16 protein-coding genes are annotated in these 17035 nt (G+C 72.2%); 8 read left to right on the forward strand and 8 right to left on the reverse strand.

Annotated features, from left to right (window positions below; all coding sequences use genetic code 11):
- Window positions 1-65 precede the first annotated feature (65 nt).
- Window positions 66-1271 (reverse strand): bifunctional adenosylcobinamide kinase/adenosylcobinamide-phosphate guanylyltransferase, encoded by a 1206-nt coding sequence (locus OG386_RS30470; RefSeq protein ID WP_328790763.1) that lies wholly within the window; start codon window positions 1269-1271, stop codon window positions 66-68.
- A 93-nt stretch (window positions 1272-1364) separates the two neighbouring features.
- On the opposite strand from OG386_RS30470, the gene OG386_RS30475 reads away from it, so the two are divergent.
- Window positions 1365-1577, forward strand: a complete 213-nt coding sequence (locus tag OG386_RS30475; protein ID WP_327388651.1) for a hypothetical protein — start codon at window positions 1365-1367, stop codon at window positions 1575-1577.
- A gap of 117 nt (window positions 1578-1694) precedes the next feature.
- On the opposite strand, the gene OG386_RS30480 is transcribed toward OG386_RS30475, so the two are convergent.
- Together OG386_RS30480 and OG386_RS30485 are read right to left on the reverse strand one after the other, a co-directional pair.
- Window positions 1695-2486 carry a class I SAM-dependent methyltransferase gene (locus OG386_RS30480; protein ID WP_266597441.1) on the reverse strand — a complete coding sequence of 264 codons (792 nt, stop codon included), beginning with the start codon at window positions 2484-2486 and terminating at the stop codon, window positions 1695-1697.
- 17 nt (window positions 2487-2503) lie between these two features.
- The gene (locus tag OG386_RS30485) at window positions 2504-3112 is read right to left on the reverse strand and encodes a DUF3043 domain-containing protein (protein ID WP_384844737.1); all 609 of its coding nucleotides are present in this window, start codon (window positions 3110-3112) and stop codon (window positions 2504-2506) included.
- 263 nt (window positions 3113-3375) lie between these two features.
- On the opposite strand from OG386_RS30485, the gene OG386_RS30490 reads away from it, so the two are divergent.
- Window positions 3376-4170 (forward strand): PspA/IM30 family protein, encoded by a 795-nt coding sequence (locus OG386_RS30490; RefSeq protein ID WP_078913643.1) that lies wholly within the window; start codon window positions 3376-3378, stop codon window positions 4168-4170.
- Window positions 4171-4183: 13 nt separating this feature from the next.
- Window positions 4184-4462 carry a PspA-associated protein PspAA gene (gene pspAA, locus OG386_RS30495; protein ID WP_328790765.1) on the forward strand — a complete coding sequence of 93 codons (279 nt, stop codon included), beginning with the start codon at window positions 4184-4186 and terminating at the stop codon, window positions 4460-4462.
- A 75-nt stretch (window positions 4463-4537) separates the two neighbouring features.
- Here pspAA and OG386_RS30500 read toward each other — a convergent pair whose 3' ends face one another.
- On the reverse strand, window positions 4538-5359 hold the full coding sequence (locus OG386_RS30500) for a hypothetical protein (protein WP_328790766.1): 822 nt from the start codon (window positions 5357-5359) through the stop codon (window positions 4538-4540).
- A gap of 70 nt (window positions 5360-5429) precedes the next feature.
- Between OG386_RS30500 and cobS the strand changes: the two genes are divergently transcribed.
- From cobS to OG386_RS30515, 3 genes are all read left to right on the forward strand, one after another.
- Window positions 5430-6251 (forward strand): adenosylcobinamide-GDP ribazoletransferase, encoded by an 822-nt coding sequence (gene cobS / locus OG386_RS30505; RefSeq protein WP_328790767.1) that lies wholly within the window; start codon window positions 5430-5432, stop codon window positions 6249-6251.
- A 32-nt stretch (window positions 6252-6283) separates the two neighbouring features.
- On the forward strand, window positions 6284-7012 hold the full coding sequence (locus OG386_RS30510) for a response regulator transcription factor (RefSeq protein ID WP_327385876.1): 729 nt from the start codon (window positions 6284-6286) through the stop codon (window positions 7010-7012).
- Window positions 7013-7148: 136 nt separating this feature from the next.
- Window positions 7149-10289, forward strand: coding sequence for an efflux RND transporter permease subunit (locus OG386_RS30515; RefSeq protein ID WP_328790768.1), 3141 nt, complete (start codon window positions 7149-7151; stop codon window positions 10287-10289).
- An 81-nt stretch (window positions 10290-10370) separates the two neighbouring features.
- Here the strand turns inward: OG386_RS30515 and nadA are convergent, their stop codons facing one another.
- On the reverse strand, window positions 10371-11558 hold the full coding sequence (nadA, locus tag OG386_RS30520) for a quinolinate synthase NadA (RefSeq protein ID WP_266597456.1): 1188 nt from the start codon (window positions 11556-11558) through the stop codon (window positions 10371-10373).
- 293 nt (window positions 11559-11851) lie between these two features.
- Here nadA and erpA point away from each other — a divergent pair, with 293 nt between their 5' ends.
- On the forward strand, window positions 11852-12208 hold the full coding sequence (erpA, locus tag OG386_RS30525) for an iron-sulfur cluster insertion protein ErpA (RefSeq protein ID WP_030010511.1): 357 nt from the start codon (window positions 11852-11854) through the stop codon (window positions 12206-12208).
- 100 nt (window positions 12209-12308) lie between these two features.
- On the opposite strand, the gene OG386_RS30530 is transcribed toward erpA, so the two are convergent.
- Together OG386_RS30530 and OG386_RS30535 are read right to left on the reverse strand one after the other, a co-directional pair.
- Window positions 12309-13757 carry a hypothetical protein gene (locus tag OG386_RS30530; protein ID WP_328790769.1) on the reverse strand — a complete coding sequence of 483 codons (1449 nt, stop codon included), beginning with the start codon at window positions 13755-13757 and terminating at the stop codon, window positions 12309-12311.
- Window positions 13758-13829: 72 nt separating this feature from the next.
- Complete coding sequence (locus OG386_RS30535) at window positions 13830-14069, reverse strand: hypothetical protein (protein ID WP_327385880.1); 240 nt, start codon at window positions 14067-14069, stop codon at window positions 13830-13832.
- A 131-nt stretch (window positions 14070-14200) separates the two neighbouring features.
- Here OG386_RS30535 and OG386_RS30540 point away from each other — a divergent pair, with 131 nt between their 5' ends.
- Complete coding sequence (locus OG386_RS30540; protein WP_328790770.1) at window positions 14201-15175, forward strand: carbohydrate kinase family protein; 975 nt, start codon at window positions 14201-14203, stop codon at window positions 15173-15175.
- 240 nt (window positions 15176-15415) lie between these two features.
- Here the strand turns inward: OG386_RS30540 and OG386_RS30545 are convergent, their stop codons facing one another.
- Window positions 15416-16795 carry a cysteine desulfurase/sulfurtransferase TusA family protein gene (locus OG386_RS30545; protein ID WP_327385882.1) on the reverse strand — a complete coding sequence of 460 codons (1380 nt, stop codon included), beginning with the start codon at window positions 16793-16795 and terminating at the stop codon, window positions 15416-15418.
- Window positions 16796-17035: the final 240 nt, after the last annotated feature.

The raw sequence follows: 17035 nt of genomic DNA on the forward strand, positions 1-17035 counted from the left end.
TCGCCCTGCCACTCCGATGCCTTCCCGGGCTGTTCCTCGGGCTATTTCCCGGGCTGTTCCTCGAGCTATTCCTTGAGTACGGTCACCAGGCCCGCGACGACGAGGAGCACGTGCTCGCACTCGCCCGCGACGGCCGCGTTCAGCCGGCCCAGCTCGTCGCGGAAGCGGCGGCCCGCGGCGGTCGCCGGGACGACGCCCGAGCCGACCTCGTTGCTGACCAACACCACCGGACGGCGGGTCGCACGCACGGCCGCCACCAGCTCGGCGGTCCGCCCGGCGAGCTGCTGCTGTCCGCCCTCGGCCCACACCGCGTCGTCCCACGCCCCGGCCCGGTCCATCGCGTCCGTCAACCACAGCGCCAGGCAGTCGATCAGCAGCGGAGGCCCGTCGGCGGCCAGCAGCGGAACCAGCTCGCACGTCTCCACCGTCCGCCAGCTCCCCGGCCGGCGCTCCCGGTGCAGGCCGATCCGCTGGGCCCATTCCGCGTCGCCGTCCCGGGTGCCGCCGGTGGCCACGTAGACCACCTCCGGGAAGGACTCCAGCCGTCGCTCCGCCTCCACGGACTTGCCGGAGCGGGCCCCGCCCAGCACCAGCGTCCGGCGCGGCAGGTCAGGCACCGCGCGGTACTCCCCGACGATCACGGTCGTCCCGTCCGGCACCGCCCGGGCCCCGGCCGCCGCGCACCGGCGCTCCAGCTCCCGGCCCGGCGGGGCGTCGTGGTCCAGGTGGACGGCGATCACGTCCGTCGCAGGGCCGACGGCGCCGCTCGCCCGCAGCCGCGCCAGTGCCTCGGGCCGGCCCAGCACGTCCATGAGGACCATGTCGTACGGGCGCTGCCCGGCCCGGTCGGCTAGCCCGGCCGGGGCCCCGCCCGGCGGCAGGTACAGCAGCCGGGCGCCGTCCGGGCCGGTCACCTCGTACCCGGTGCCCGGCGCGTCCATCGGCACCGCCCGCACCCGGTGCCCGGAGATCACCGCGAGCTCCCGCCCGTCCGGCACCCGCCCGGCGGCCGGCAGCCCGGGCGGCAGCTCGACCGCGGGCCCGTCGTGCGGGTGGGTCAGCAGCACCTGCCGCACACCGGCCAGTGAATGCCCGGCCCGGGCACCCGCCAGCACCGCCCCGGGGGTCAGGTCCAGCAGCAGCGCCCCGTCGACGAGGACGGCCGTGGCGGCGCGCGAGCGCGCGCCGACGGAGACGGCGCAGGCCGCACAGGGGCAGCCGGGGCGGGGCAGGCCTTCGGGGGTTCCGGTGCCGAGCAGAGTGAGTTCCACAGGATGATCCTCCCGCGTCGCCGAGACTGCTGCGCGCCCGGTTACTCTGCGGGCAGACTCAGGGTAGGAAGCGTGCGAGCAACGGAGGCGGACATGGCGTGGACGTGGCGGTTCGAGACGGCCGACGGCACCGAGACGAGCCCGTCGGTGGTACCCGAGGAGTTCACCACGCAGGGGGACGCGGAGTCCTGGATCGGCGAGTACTGGAAGGACCTGCTGGAAGGCGGCGTCGAGCAGGTGAAGCTGTCCGACGACGGCGGGACCGAGCTCTACACGATGAGCCTGCGCGCCGCCCTGGAGGCGTAGCCCTGCCGGGGGCCCGGCGGATCTAGGACGGGCCGGAGTACGAGGAAGGGGCGGGCCGGGGGAGAAACCCCGGCCCGCCCCTTCCTCGTACTCCGGCTCGCGGCCCGGTCGGCGGAGCTAGCCCCGTACCCCGCACAGGTGCAGCAGCGCCGCCACACCCCGGTAGGGGTCGATCCGACCGGCGCGGTCCTCGGCGGCCAGCAGCTGCTCCAGCTCCTCGTCGGGCGGCAGGACCTCGCCCGCCTCGGTGCCGTCGGTGAAGACGCGGACGCCGTACCAGGACTGCAGCGGCGCACCGATCCCCGACAGGGTCGCCGTCAGCCCGGCCAGCCGGTCCGCGCGGACCTCCAGACCCAGCCGGTTCGTGTAGTCGGTGGAGTCGAACGCGGCCAGCGCGCCCTTCCAGTCGCCGCCCAGCCCCGGCCGCATGGCGAGCGCGTCGCCGTTGCGCACCAGCAGGGACAGCAGTCCGCCCGGAGCCAGCATCCGGGCCAGCCCGGCCAGCATGGCGTCCGGTTCGGGCACGTACATCAGCACTCCGTGGCACAGCACCACGTCGAAGCTGCCCGGCAGGAAGTGGGCCCCGGTCTCGCGGCCGTCGCCCTCCAGGAGGGTGACCCGGTCGCGGATCCCTTCCGGCTCCGCGGCCAGCGCCTCACGGGCGACGGCCAGCATGCCGGGGTCCTGCTCCAGGCCCGTCACCTTGTGCCCGGCGCGGGCCAGCCGCAGGGCCTGCGTGCCCTGGCCCATGCCGACGTCGAGCACGCGCAGCCGCTGCCCGACCGGGAAGCGCTGCGCGATCTGTTCGTCGACCTGCCGGCCCACGAGCTCCTGCCGGACGGCGTTGCGCAGTCCGCCCAGGCCTTCGAGCCAGAGCCGGGCACCTTCTGCGAAGCCTTCCCCCGACATCCCGGGCGTCGCTCGGCTCAGGGCCGCTCTCCTCGCTTGACCTGCGGCTTCGGGAGGCGGAGCCGGCGCATCTGGAGGGTGCGCATGAGGCCGTAGGCGATGGCGCCGCGGCGGGGCTCGTCCGGGAAGCGCGTGGCCAGGGCCTTGCGGAGGCGGAAGACCAGGCCGATGGAGTCGAGGATGATCAGGACGATCACAGCGAGCCACAGCAGCAGCGCGATCTGCTGGATCGCGTTCTGCCGCACCATGCTCAGGACGAGGATGACCACCGCGAGGGGCAGGAACATCTCGGCGACCGAGTAGCGGGAGTCCACGTAGTCGCGGACGAACCGGCGGACGGGGCCCTTGTCACGGGTGGGCAGGTAACGCTCGTCGCCATTGGCCAGCGCTTCGCGCTGCTTGGCCATCTCCGTGCGGCGACGCTCACGGGCTCGCTTGGCATCCTCCTTGCGGTTGCCGGTCGAGGCCACCACGGCCTTGCGCTGCGACTGGGCCACAGCACGCTTCGGCGTAGGGCGGCCCTTCGGGGCCTGCGGGTCACGGGGCTGCGAGAGGTCGGCGCTCACCTTGTCGGTGGCGGCGGCCTTCTCTTCCTTGGAGGAGCGGCTACCAAACACAAAACCCAAGCCTACGTGGTTGCGGGCACGGGCCCCACCCCGCTGGGGAACGATCCGGCAACGGCGGGCGTCCTTCCCTGTGCATGGTCCGTGCGGTGGGCCCGTTCTCCTGGGATCACCTACTCCTTACGCCTGATGGGGCGGGGGCGTAGTCGTCCTGGAGGAGGAGCGCATCCGTCCTCGAACAGTGCGGTAATGGAGACAGGGCCCGTACTGTGGGTTCTGTCGGTGACCTGGAGCACAGTCCGTCTAGAAGGGGGCGCGCGAAGCCCATGAGCGGTGTCATGAAGCGTATGGGGATGATCTTCCGCGCGAAGGCGAACAAGGCCCTTGACCGGGCCGAGGACCCGCGCGAAACCCTCGACTACTCGTACCAGAAGCAGCTGGAGCTGCTGCAGAAGGTGCGCCGCGGGGTCGCCGACGTGGCGACCTCCCGCAAGCGCCTGGAGCTGCAGCTGAACCAACTCCAGGGGCAGTCCGCCAAGCTGGAGGACCAGGGCCGCAAGGCCCTCGCCCTGGGCCGCGAGGACCTGGCCCGCGAGGCCCTGTCCCGACGCGCCTCGCTCCAGCAGCAGGTCAGCGACCTGGAGGTGCAGCACCAGACCCTCCAGGGCGAGGAGGAGAAGCTGACGCTGGCCGCCCAGCGGCTGCAGGCCAAGGTGGACGCCTTCCGCACGAAGAAGGAGACCATCAAGGCCACCTACACGGCGGCCCAGGCGCAGACCCGGATCGCGGAGTCCTTCTCCGGCATCTCCGAGGAGATGAGCGACGTCGGCCTGGCCATCCAGCGGGCCGAGGACAAGACCGCCCAGCTGCAGGCCCGCGCCGGTGCGATCGACGAGCTGCTGGCCTCCGGGGCGCTCGACGACCAGAGCGGCCTCGGCTCCAAGGACGACATCCAGGCCGAGCTGGACCGCCTCTCGGGCGGTACGGACGTGGAGCTGGAGCTGCAGCGCATGAAGGCCGAGCTGGCGGGCGGCCCGTCCGCCCAGCAGCAGGCCATCGAGGGCGGTGCGCAGGGCAACGGCCAGCAGTCGCAGGCGCCGCACCGGTTCGACAAGCAGTAGGACGGGGCCCGTCATGATTGTCCGCATCATGGGGGAAGGTCAGGTGGAAGTGGCGGACAGCCACTTCGCCGAGCTCAACAAGCTGGACGACGAACTGCTCGTGGAGCTGGAGAGCGGTGACGATGAGGGCTTCCGGCGGACCCTGGGCGCGCTGCTGGACGCCGTACGGCGACTCGGCACACCGCTCCCGGACGACGCGCTGGAGCCGTCCGAGCTGATCCTCCCCGGTGACGACGCCGACCTGGACGAGGTCAGGGAGATGCTCAGCGACGACGGGCTGATCCCGGGCTGAGCCCGGGCCGGGTGCACCGACGGCACGACGGCGGGCCCTCCCCCCTTGCACAGGGGGGAGGGCCCGCCGCCGTCGTCAGTGCGGGGGCGGCTTCTCCAGGGAGACCGCCTGGTCCGGATCGGGGTCCGGGCCGTGTCCCGGGGCACGGCCCGGACCGAGTTCCGGGTCCGGGGTCCCGCCGATGAAGTTCTCGAACCTGCGGCGCGGCCCCGCCCAGCGCCGGTCGTGGTGGAAGGCGCGCAGCCCGGCCTTGGCCCGGGCGCGCGGCCGGTTCGCGTAGAACCTCTTCGCGTACGGGGATCCGGGCCGGGCCAACCGGATCGCGCCGACCAGCGCCACGAGGGGCACGACCAGCCCGAAGAGCGCGGTGCGCGCCTTGCCCTTCCACAGGGCGAGCAGGGAGAGGCAGAAGTTGGTGGCCCCGTTCATGACGACCAGACCGCGGCTCTGGCGCTCCTCGGTCGACAGGTCGTTCACCCCGAAGGGCACGAAACCGCCGATGACCAGGGCCACGACGGCGGCCGTGATGACCACGAGCTCCACGCTCTTGCGGCCCTGCTCGCTCCAGTAGACGTCGTCGAGGTGCAGGATGAGCGCGAACTCGTCCAGGACCAGGCCCGCGCCCAGGCCGAAGATCACGGCGGAGACGTACGCGCCGAAGCCGTACCGGCCGCTGCCGACCGCGCCGAAGCCGCCGATGATCACGAGGATCACGCCCGGCACCACGTGGTGGATGTGCAGACCGCCCGGGGTGACGTTCTTGAAGGGCCCCCGGCCGGCCCGGATCATCCGGGTGATCATACGGGTGACCAGGAACGACATCACGAAGGAGAGCAGGGCGAGCAGGAGCGGCAGCTTCCCCGGTTCGACGATGTTCCGATACCACCAGTGACCCATCCCACTGACTCCCTATTTGGCATGTAATGGGTAATTTACCGCTCGCGTCGAGCGGGTACCGTTCCCGCCGATGACAGATTCGTACGACGGCCCGCCCACGATGCCGCCCCCGGAACGCGCCTCGCTCCTCGACGGCCTCCGTTTCGCGTTCGGCACCCTCACCGTGCTGCCCGCCCGCATCACCCGCTGGGACCGCCCCGCCGCCCGCACCGGAATGGCCTGCGCCCCGCTCGCCGGGCTGGTCGTGGGCGTGCTCGCGGCCCTGCCCGGAGTCCTCCTGCTCCTGCTCGGCGGGGGGCCGCTGCTCGCCGCGGCCGTCACCGTCGCCGTACCGGCCGCGCTGACCCGGGGACTGCACCTCGACGGCCTCGCCGACACGGCCGACGGCCTCGGCAGCGCCAAACCCGCCGGCGAGGCCCTGCGGATCATGAAGCAGTCCGACATCGGCCCCTTCGGCGTCGTGGCCCTGGTGATCGTGCTGCTCCTTCAAGTGGCCGCCCTGTCCGACATCTACGCCGACAGCTGGATCCGCGGCGCCCTGGCCGCCGTGGTCGCCGCCGTCGCGGCCCGCGTCGCCATGACCCTGGCCTGCCGGGAAGGCGTCCCGGCGGCCCGCCCCGGGGGACTCGGCGCCGCCGTCGCCGGGGTGGTCCCGCGGCGCGCCGCCGCCCTGATCGCCGTACTCGCCGTCGCACTGGCCGCGGCCGCCGCACTCCCGCTGGGCCTGACCGCCGCCGGCCGGAGCGCGGCGGCGGTCCTGGCCGCGCTGCTCGCCGCGGAACTGCTGCTCCGCCGCTGCGTACGCCGCTTCGACGGGGTCACCGGCGACGTCTTCGGCGCCCTCGAGGAGGTCGCGGCGACCACCGCCCTGATCGTCCTCGCCCTGGGCTGAGCGCGGCCGGCGGGCCCGCGTACCCTCACCCCGTGGACCAACATGCGACGGACCTGCCCTCCGCCGCGCCCGTCAGGGTGCTGCTCGCCGACGACCAGGCGCTGCTGCGCAGCGCGTTCAAGGTGCTCGTCGACTCCGAGCCCGACATGGAGGTCGTCGGGGAGGCCTCCGACGGGGCGCAGGCCTTCGAACTCGCCCGCCGGATGCGCCCCGACGTCGTCCTCATGGACATCCGGATGCCCGGCACCGACGGGCTCGCCGCCACCCGCATGATCAGCGCGGACCCGGAACTCGCCGCCGTCCGCGTGGTGATGCTCACGACCTTCGAGGTCGACGAGTACGTGGTCTCGGCCCTGCGGGCCGGCGCCTCCGGCTTCCTCGGCAAGGGGGCCGAACCCGAGGAGCTGCTCAACGCGATCCGCGTCGCCGCGGCCGGCGAGGCGCTGCTCTCCCCGGCCGCCACCAAAGGTCTCATCGCCACCTTCCTCGCCCAGGGCGGCGGCGCCGATCCGGCCGCCGCCGGAGCCTCGGCCGGGGCGCACGCGCAGCGGCTCGCCGCGCTGACCGTCCGCGAGCGCGAGGTCCTCGTACACGTCGCGGCCGGGCTGTCGAACGACGGGATCGCCGGGCGGTTGGAGGTCAGCCCGCTGACCGTCAAGACCCACGTGAACCGGGCCATGGCGAAGCTCGGCGCCCGCGACCGGGCCCAATTGGTGGTTATTGCCTACGAATCGGGACTGGTCCGCCCGCGCGCGGAGTAGGCCCGCCCCGTACGGCGTACTCCAGACGCGGTATGCCGCACATAAGGACGGCACCTGCGAGCGACGAAACGCGCCACCCCGGTGCGACAGGGTAGGAGTGCCCTCGCGTTCGTCACTGCAGAGAGATCTCATACCCATGTCCTGGCTGTCCCGCTTCAGCCTGGCCCAAAGGGCCCTGGTCGGCCTCGTGTCGATCGTCGCGCTCCTCTTCGGCGCCATAGCCATCCCGCAGCTCAAGCAGCAGCTGCTGCCCTCCATCGAATTGCCGATGGTGTCCGTGCTCGCGCCGTACCAGGGCGCCTCGCCCGACGTGGTCGAGAAGCAGGTCGTCGAACCGATCGAGGCCATGCTCAAGGGTGTCGACGGCATCACCGGCATCACCTCCACCGCCAGCGAGGGCAACGCCCTCATCATGGCCACCTTCGACTACGGCGACAGCGGCACCAAGCAGCTCGTCGCCGACGTCCAGCAGGCCGTGAACCGGGCCCGCGTCCGGCTGCCCGCCGAGGTGGACCCGCAGGTCGTGGCCGGTTCCACCGACGACATCCCGACCGTCATCCTGGCCGTCACCGCCGACAAGGACCAGCAGGCGCTCGCCGACCAGCTGGAACGATCCGTCGTCCCCGTCCTCTCGGACATCGAGGGCGTCGGCCAGGTCACCGTCGACGGCGTCCAGGACCTCCAGGTCACCGTCATCCCCGACAACGCCAAGCTCGCGGCCGCCGGCCTCGACGGCGCCTCCCTCGCCCAGGGCCTCCAGGCGGGCGGCGCCGCCGTCCCCGCCGGCTCCTTCGACGAGGCCGGCAAGAACCGCACCGTCCGCGTGGGCAACGGCTTCACTTCCCTCGCCCAGGTCGAGGACCTGCGGCTGACCCCCGGCACGGGCAAGCCGGCCGTGCGCCTCGGCGACGTCGCCACCGTCAAGCAGGAGCCGGCCAAGGCCGTCTCGATCACCCGCACCAACGGCAAGCCCAGCCTCGCCCTCGTCCTCACCATGGACAAGGACGGCAGTGCCGTCGCCATCTCCGACGCGGTCAAGGACAAGCTGCCCGAGCTGCGCACCGCGCTCGGCGCCGGCGCCGACCTGACCGTCGTCAGCGACCAGGGCCCGGCCGTCGCCAAGTCCATCTCCAGCCTCACCACCGAAGGCATGCTCGGCCTGCTCTTCGCGGTGATCGTGATCCTGGTCTTCCTGGCCTCGCTGCGCTCGACGCTGGTCACGGCGGTCTCCATCCCGCTGTCCGTCGTCCTCGCGCTCATCGTGCTGTGGACCCGCGACCTGTCGCTGAACATGCTGACCCTGGGCGCCCTCACCATCGCCATCGGCCGTGTGGTCGACGACTCGATCGTGGTCCTGGAGAACATCAAGCGCCACCTCGGCTACGGCGAGGAGCGCGAGGCCGCGATCATCACCGCGGTCAAGGAGGTCGCCGGCGCGGTCACCTCCTCCACCCTCACCACCGTCGCCGTCTTCCTGCCGATCGGCCTCACCAGCGGCATGATCGGCGAGCTCTTCGGCTCCTTCTCGCTCACCGTCACCGCGGCCCTGCTGGCCTCGCTGCTCGTCTCGCTGACGGTCGTACCGGTGCTCTCGTACTGGTTCCTGAGCGCGCCCAAGGGCGTCGAGCCCGGGAACGCCGAGAGCGCGGCCAAGGCCCGCCGCGAGGCCCAGGAGAAGGAGGCGCGCAGCCGCCTCCAGCGCTTCTACGTCCGCGTCCTGGGCTTCGCCACCCGGCGCCGGGTGACCAGTGTGGCCATCGCGGTGGTCGTCCTGATCGGCACCTTCGGGATGACCCCGCTGCTGAAGACCAACTTCTTCGACCAGGGCGAGCAGGAAGTCCTGACGGTCAAGCAGGAGCTCGCCCCCGGCACCTCGCTGGCCGCCTCCGACGAGGCGAGCCGCAAGATCGAGCAGGTGCTGTCCTCGGTCGACGGTGTCAAGAGCTACCAGGTCACCGTCGGCTCCTCCGGCTTCCTGGCAGCCTTCGGCGGCGGTACGGGCTCCAACCAGGCCTCGTACCAGGTCAGCCTGAAGGACTCCGGCAAGGCGGACGCCGTCAAGAAGGGCATCGAGGGCAAGCTGGCCGCCCTCGACGGCATCGGCGAGACCCGCATCGTGGCGGGCGACGGCTTCGGCAACCAGAACCTCAGCGTGGTCGTCAAGGCCGGTGACGGCAAGGTCCTCGCCGAGGCCGCCGAGCAGGTCCGCGCCGAGGTCGCGAAGCTCAAGAACGTCGCCGACGTGCAGAGCGACCTGTCCCAGTCCGTGCCCCGCATCTCCGTGACGGCCACCCCCAAGGCGGCCGAGGCCGGCCTGGACCAGACCGCGCTCGGCGCGATCGTCGCGCAGGCCGTCCGGGGCAACCCGGCCGGCAAGGCCGTGCTCGACGACACCGAGCGGGACATCGTCATCAGGTCCGCGCAGCCGGCCACCACCCTGGCCGAACTGCAGGCGCTCCCCGTCGGCCCGGTCAAGCTCGGTGACATCGCCGAAGTCAAGGAAGTCCCCGGCCCGGTCGCGATGACCCGGATCGACGGCGCCCGCGCCGCCACCGTCACCGCCCGGCCGCTCGGCGACAACACCGGCGCGGTCAGCGCCGAGCTGCAGACCAAGCTCAAGGCCCTGGACCTGCCGGAAGGCGCCACCGCATCCATCGGCGGCGTCTCCGAGGACCAGGACGAGGCCTTCGGCTCGCTGGGCCTGGCCATGCTCGCGGCCATCGCGATCGTGTTCATGCTGCTGGTCGCGACCTTCCGGTCGCTGGTCCAGCCGCTGATCCTGCTGGTCTCCATCCCGTTCGCGGCGACCGGCGCACTCGGCCTGCTCATCGCCACCGGCACCCCGATGGGCGTCCCGGCGATGATCGGCATGCTGATGCTCATCGGCATCGTCGTGACCAACGCGATCGTCCTGATCGACCTGGTCAACCAGTACCGCGCCCAGGGCCTGGGCGTCGTGGAAGCGGTCATCGAGGGCGGCCGGCACCGGCTGCGCCCGATCCTGATGACGGCCCTGGCGACGATCTTCGCGCTGCTCCCGATGGCGCTGGGCGTCACCGGCGAGGGCGGCTTCATCTCGCAGCCGCTCGCGGTCGTGGTGATCGGCGGCCTGGTCAGCTCCACCCTGCTGACGCTGCTGCTCGTACCGACCCTCTACACGATGGTCGAGCTCCGCAAGGAGCGCCGCCGCGCCAAGCGGGCGGCGAAGCGCGAGGCCCGCCTGACGGCGGTCCCGGCCCCCGCCGCCGCGGAGGACGAGGTCCCGGCCAAGGCCTGACACCCCTCGCACAACGGCCGAAGGGCCGCTCCTCGGATCGAGGGGCGGCCCTTCGGGCGTGTTACGGGGAGCAGGAGGCGGCTACGGGAGCGCCAGCATCCGCTCCAGCGCGAGCTTCGCGAAGCTCTCCGTCTCCTTGTCGACCTGGATCTGGTTGACGAGGTTGCCCTCGGCCAGGGACTCCAGGGTCCACACCAGGTGCGGGAGGTCGATGCGGTTCATCGTCGAGCAGAAGCAGACCGTCTTGTCGAGGAAGACGACTTCCTTGTCCTCGGCAGCGAATCGGTTCGCCAGGCGCCGGACCAGGTTCAGCTCGGTGCCGATGGCCCACTTGGAGCCGGCCGGGGCCGCCTCCAGCGCCTTGATGATGTACTCCGTCGAACCGACGTAGTCCGCGGCCGCCACGACCTCGTGCTTGCACTCGGGGTGGACCAGGACGTTCACGCCGGGGATCCGGGCGCGGACGTCGTTGACCGAGTCGACCGAGAACCGGCCGTGCACGGAGCAGTGCCCGCGCCACAGGATCATCTTGGCGTTCCGCAGCTGCTCGACGGTGAGGCCGCCGTTGGGCTTGTGCGGGTTGTAGAGCACGCAGTCGTCCAGGGACATGCCCATGTCGCGGACGGCGGTGTTGCGGCCCAGGTGCTGGTCCGGGAGGAAGAGGATCTTCTCACCCTGCTCGAAGGCCCACTCCAGGGCCTTCTTCGCGTTGGACGAGGTACAGATCGTGCCGCCGTGCTTGCCGGTGAAGGCCTTGATGTCGGCGGAGGAGTTCATGTACGAGACGGGCACCGTGCTGCCGGCTATGCCGGCCTCGGTCAGCACGTCCCAGCACTCCGCGACCTGCTCGGCGGTGGCCATGTCGGCCATCGAGCAGCCGGCGGCCAGGTCCGGCAGGACCACCTTCTGGTCGTCCGAGGTCAGGATGTCCGCGGACTCGGCCATGAAGTGCACGCCGCAGAAGACGATGTACTCGGCCTCCGGCTTGGCGGCCGCGTCCTTGGCCAGCTTGAAGGAGTCGCCGGTGACGTCCGCGAACTCGATGACCTCGTCACGCTGGTAGTGGTGGCCGAGGATGAAGACCTTGTCCCCGAGCTTCTCCTTGGCCGCGCGGGCACGCTCCACGAGGTTCGGGTCCGACGGCGAAGGCAGGTCGCCGGGGCACTCCACCCCGCGCTCGCTCTTGGGGTCGGCCTCACGGCCGAGCAGCAGCAGGGCAAGGGGCGTCGGCTGGACGTCCAACGGCTGGGCGGTGGTCACGACACGCACCCTTTCTGTTCTGCGACAAGGGACTTCTGGATCATCACGTCGACTTCTCGTCTATTTGACGTTATCTATGATAGCCGCTTCACGTCAGTTTGACGATGCCGATAGTGTCAATGTGACGCATCAGCCCACGATTCGCCGGGCCCACCCCCGCGTGCGGTGTGCGAGCATGGAATATCTGAAACAAGCGTCGGGTCCCGGAATGAATCCGCGGTCCCGCTCGTTGCCACCGACGGCAAGAGTCCGACGTTTCCCCGCCCCCGGCGGGGAGCCGCCCACTTCGGGAGTGAATGCAGATGTCCGTACAGGACGACAAGACCACTGTGAGCGACGGCATCCTCCTGTCCGACGCCGCCGCCGAGAAGGTCAGGACCCTGCTGGAGCAGGAGGGCCGCGATGACCTGGCGCTCCGCGTCGCCGTCCAGCCCGGTGGCTGCTCCGGCCTGCGCTACCAGCTCTTCTTCGACGAGCGCTCCCTCGACGGCGACGTCGTGAAGGACTTCGACGGTGTGAAGGTCGTCACGGACCGGATGAGCTCCCCGTACCTCCACGGTGCCTCCATCGACTTCGTCGACACCATCGAGAAGCAGGGCTTCACGATCGACAACCCCAACGCCACGGGCTCCTGCGCCTGCGGCGACTCGTTCAGCTAAGCCTGGACACCCGCGTGACAGAGGGCCCGCCCCCGGTCGAATCCGACCGGGGGCGGGCCCTCGTGTCATACCCGGCCCCGAGCCCTGCCCGGGACCGCCACTACTGCCGGGGGAGCGGCTTGCCCGTGGCCGCGTCGATCACCTTCCGGTCACCCAGCGGCTGCTGCAACTGCACCGTCAAGGACATGTCCTGCGCCAGCATGATGCAGGCCTGACCCGGCTTGTTCGGGGTGTCCGTGATCTTCACCAGGACCGATTCCGCCTGCTCCCGCGCCTCCACGGCATAGGTGCTGCACACACTGCCCCAGAAGTTCACGGTCAGCTTCCGGTCGGCCTCCGCGTAGGAGAATCCGGTCACCGTGCGCATGTCCTTCGGGCCGGGAGTGCTCTCCTGGGCGGCCGCCGCCGGCTGGGCCACCGTGTGGCCGGGCGCGCCGCCCTGACCCGCCACCTCGAAGAGCCAGGCCGGAACCAGCCCCTGCGCCCCGTTCACCGTGCCGGGGACGAGCCCGAGCACGGCGCCCTTCACCGTCTCCGTCCGCGGCGGCTTCATCGGCCGCGGCTCCGGGTTGCACGGCACCGCGTCCGTGGACGACACCGCGGTGTCCGCCGCCAGCGGGACCGCGCTCGCGCAACCGCTGGGCTCGGGGTTGCCCTCCCCGCCGCCCGCCTTCGCGTTCAGTCGGGCCAGCGCCTCCACGGCCCCGACCACCTGCTGATCGGCCGCCCGCACGGGCGCCTTCAGCTCCCCGTTGCCCCCCACCACCGAGCCGTCGGAGCCCACGCTGACCTTCGTGGACCAGCCCTGCGTGGGCAGCCCGCCGATCACCGGGTCGGCGGCCACCACCCGTACCGACCCCTGGTGGGACCGGGCGTCCGGCTTGCCCCCCTCCACCCCCGCAGCGGCCAGCACCGGGGCCGCGGCGGCCTTGGCGGCCTCCTCCGACACCGGAGTCCCCGTCTCGGCCCCGCCGCCCGCACTCGCCCCCGGGTCCTTGGGGAGGGTGGCCGGGCCGCAGGTGTCCTTGCCGCGCACACAGTCGTCCCCGGCGCCGTTGCCCGGCGCCTGGAAGCGGGCGAAGTTCCACGTCCCCGGCGCCGTACGGGCCACCGTGAGCCGGGGCCCGGAGCCGTCGGCGGCCTCCCCGGCCAGCCAGACGTCCCCGCTCAGCCGCGGCTCGCCGGGCAGGCCCAGCGCCGCCGCGAGGCGGGCCACCTCCGCCGAGGTGACCTCGCCGGACAGCGCGTAGGTGGGCGCGCCGGCCGGGGCCTCCGGAAGCTTCACGTCGGCCCGGTAGACCACCCCGCCGCCGGACGGGTCGGGCTCCCCGGGCGCGATGCCCGGCCCCGAGGGGTTCCCCGCGTCACGGGGCGCGGAGGCCGCGCTGTCGGCCGTACGGCTGCCCGCCCCACCGTCGCCGTAGGCGGTCGACGCCCAGTACGCGGTGCCGCCGCCCGCCAGCAGGACGGCGGCCGCGATCGAGCCGACGGCCCAGGCGGGCCGCCGCCGTGTGCCGCGTGATGTGTCGTCGGGTCGTTCGCTGGTCACCGCATCGCTCCTTCACCGGTCCCGTCCTACCTGATGCGGGTGGGACGGAGCGGGAGCGCAACCGGTTCCCTCCTACTGGTCCCCGTACACGGACGTGGCGGCGATCAGCCGCGCCGAGGCCGGCGGGACGCTGATCCCGTGGATCTGCGAAGGGGCCACGCGGACCGGCCGGGGACCCGCCGGGACCGCCCAGTGCGGGGCCATCCGGGCGCAGTCACCCAGCAGACGGGCGAAACCGGGCTGTCGTGGGGCTTCCGCGCCGCGCTTGTCGGCGGTGTACTCGCAGTAGCCGAAACCGTCGGTATAGGTCATGGAGGCACCGTAGGCATCGGAGCTCTGGCGAAGAAAGACCTACTAAAGGGTAGTTTCTGGGGTACAGCCAGGGGCCGCTTACCGGGTAGTTTTGACTGTCCCTCGCCGTCCTCAGCAGGAGCGTCCACGCCGTGCGCATCGCAGTCACCGGCTCCATCGCCACCGACCACCTCATGACCTTCCCCGGCCGTTTCGCCGACCAGCTGGTCGCGGACCAGCTGCACACGGTCTCCCTCTCCTTCCTCGTCGACAACCTCGACGTCCGGCGGGGCGGGGTCGGCCCGAACATCTGCTTCGGTATGGGGCAGCTCGGCATCCGCCCGATCCTCGTCGGAGCCGCCGGCTCCGACTTCGACGAGTACCGCGCCTGGCTGGACCGGCACGGCGTCGACACCGAGTCCGTACGGATCTCCGAGGTGCTGCACACCGCGCGCTTCGTGTGCACCACGGACTCCGACCACAACCAGATCGGCTCCTTCTACACGGGCGCGATGAGCGAGGCCCGGCTGATCGAGCTGAAGTCCGTCGCCGACCGGGTGGGCGGGCTCGACCTCGTCCTGATCGGTGCGGACGACCCCGAGGCGATGCTGCGCCACACAGAGGAGTGCCGTACGCGCGGGATCCCCTTCGCCGCCGACTTCTCGCAGCAGATCGCGCGGATGGACGGCGACAACATCCGCACCCTGATGGAGGGCGCGACCTTCCTCTTCTCGAACGAGTACGAGAAGGGCCTCATCGAGTCGAAGTCCGGCTGGACCGACGAGGAGATCCTGTCGAAGGTCGGCACCCGCGTGACCACGCTGGGCTCCAACGGCGTCCGGATCGAGCGCGTCGGCGAGGCCCCGATCGTGGTCGGCTGCCCGGAGGAGACCGCGAAGGTCGACCCGACGGGTGTCGGCGACGCGTTCCGCGCCGGGTTCCTGACCGGTCTGGGCTGGGGCGTCGACCTGGAGCGTGCGGCGCAGCTGGGCTGCATGCTCGCGACGCTGGTGATCGAGACCCTGGGCACCCAGGAGTACACCCTGGCCCGTGCCCACTTCATGGAGCGCTTCACCAAGGCCTACGGCGACGAAGCCGCGACGGAGGTCCGCGCCCACCTCGCCTGACCCCGCCGCCGTCTGGGCCCGGGCCAGGCTTCCATCCCTTCCGGGGGAGGCCCGGGCTGCATCCAGCCCCTCCGGCGTTTGAGGAGCGGGGTCTGGGGCGGAGCCCCAGGGAACCCGGCTCCGCCGGGCACCGGGCTCCGCCCGGACCCTCCCCCGGCTACCGCTGGGAGGTGCCCCCTGCTCAAACGCCGGAGGGGCTGGAATTGCCCGGCGGGGCCGGATCGGCTGGGGACGGCTCGGTCAGGTGGCGCGGCGGACCGTGTAGGCGGAGCCGACCTCGCGCGGGGTCTCGCCCACGTAGGTGTGCCCCCGCATCGCGCACCACGCCGGGATGTCCAGCCGGGCCACCTCGTCGTCGGAGACGACCGTGACGGTCCCGCCCACCGGGACCGTCACGATGGCCCGGGCCAGTTCGATCACCGGCTGGGGGCACCGCAGCCCGAGCGCGTCGAGCTCCAGGGAGTCCGCCACCGGCGCCACCGCAGGGGGCTCCGACACACCGAGGCGTTCCCGTACGTCCGCCACCGCGCGCGGCAGCACCTCCAGGAACGCGTTGACCTCCTCCGCCGGGGTCCCCGGCGGCAGGGACACCCGTACGTTCCCCTCCGACAGCACGCCCATCGCCCGCAGCACGTGACTGGGGGTCAGCGTGGAGCTCGTGCACGAGGAGCCGGAGGAGACCGAGAAGCCGGCCCGGTCCAGCTCGTGCAGCAGCGTCTCCCCGTCGACGTACAGGCAGGAGAAGGTGACCAGGTGCGGCAGCCGCCGCTCCGGATCGCCCACCACCTCCACGTCCGGGACCAGCCGCACCACCCGCCGCCGGATGCGGTCCACGAGGACCCGCAGCCGGGCGGCCTCCGCGTCCGCCTCGGCCCGTACGGCCCGCAGGGAAGCCGCCGCGGCCACGATCGCGGGCAGGTTCGCGAAACCGGGGGAGCGGCCCGACTCCCGCTCGTCCGCGGGGTTTTGGGGGGAGAAGCGCACCCCCTTGCGGACCGCCAGCAGGCCGACCCCGGGCGGGCCGCCCCACTTGTGCGCACTCGCGGCCAGTACGGACCAGGCGCCCTCCACCGGCCCCCAGCCCAGCGACTGGGCCGCGTCCACCAGCAGCGGCACCCCGGCCGCCCCGCAGACCTCGGCCACCTCCGCCACCGGCTGGACCGTGCCCACCTCGTGGTTGGCCGACTGGAGGCAGGCGAGGGCGCTCTCCGGGACGAGCGCCTGCGCGTAGGCGGCGGGCGTCACCGCGCCCCACCGGTCCACCGGGACCTCGGTCACCGTCCCGCCGCGCGCCCCGTGCGCCTCGGCCGCGTGCAATACAGAACTGTGTTCGACCGCCGATACGACCAGATGACTTCCGATGCGCCGGCGCCCCGCGAGGACCCCCGCCACCCCCGTGTGAACCGCGTGCGTCCCCGAAGGAGTGAACACGAGCTCGTCGGCCCGGCATCCCACCGCCTCCGCGGCGGCCTCCCGCGCCGCGTCCAGCAACAGCCGGGCGCGCCTTCCCTCCCGGTAGAGCCGGGCCGGATCGGCCCAGCCCTCGTCCAGGGAGGCCTGCAGCGCCTGGCGGGCCACGGGGTGCAGGGGAGCGGCGGACGCGACGTCGAAGTACGGCATCCGGCCACGCTAGCTCCAGCCCCCGAGCGTTCGAGGTCAGGGGGCGTCAGATGTGCTCCGGAGCCCGCCATTCAGGGCCATTCGCGCCGTCCCCCGGACGGCGGATCCATCCCTTCGGGGGCAGTAGCGGCGCGTTGGGCACCCTCCCCGCGCGACCCCAAATAGCGTCCAGTAGGGTTTGGTCCGCATAAACATCCAAACCCCTGCCTGCGTCAGGGCCGGCGACCGACCCGAACACGG

This window comes from Streptomyces sp. NBC_00273 (assembly GCF_036178145.1).
Lineage (GTDB): Bacteria > Actinomycetota > Actinomycetes > Streptomycetales > Streptomycetaceae > Streptomyces.

Coding starts and splice junctions, on each gene's coding strand:
- OG386_RS30545 (WP_327385882.1), bottom strand. CDS start 16,795: ATGCCGTACTTCGACGTCGCGTCCGCCGCTCCCCTGCACCCCGTGGCC.
- OG386_RS30475 (WP_327388651.1), top strand. CDS start 1,365: ATGGCGTGGACGTGGCGGTTCGAGACGGCCGACGGCACCGAGACGAGC.
- OG386_RS30490 (WP_078913643.1), top strand. CDS start 3,376: ATGAGCGGTGTCATGAAGCGTATGGGGATGATCTTCCGCGCGAAGGCG.
- erpA (WP_030010511.1), top strand. CDS start 11,852: ATGTCCGTACAGGACGACAAGACCACTGTGAGCGACGGCATCCTCCTG.
- OG386_RS30500 (WP_328790766.1), bottom strand. CDS start 5,359: ATGGGTCACTGGTGGTATCGGAACATCGTCGAACCGGGGAAGCTGCCG.
- cobS (WP_328790767.1), top strand. CDS start 5,430: ATGACAGATTCGTACGACGGCCCGCCCACGATGCCGCCCCCGGAACGC.
- OG386_RS30480 (WP_266597441.1), bottom strand. CDS start 2,486: ATGTCGGGGGAAGGCTTCGCAGAAGGTGCCCGGCTCTGGCTCGAAGGC.
- OG386_RS30535 (WP_327385880.1), bottom strand. CDS start 14,069: ATGACCTATACCGACGGTTTCGGCTACTGCGAGTACACCGCCGACAAG.
- OG386_RS30515 (WP_328790768.1), top strand. CDS start 7,149: ATGTCCTGGCTGTCCCGCTTCAGCCTGGCCCAAAGGGCCCTGGTCGGC.
- pspAA (WP_328790765.1), top strand. CDS start 4,184: ATGATTGTCCGCATCATGGGGGAAGGTCAGGTGGAAGTGGCGGACAGC.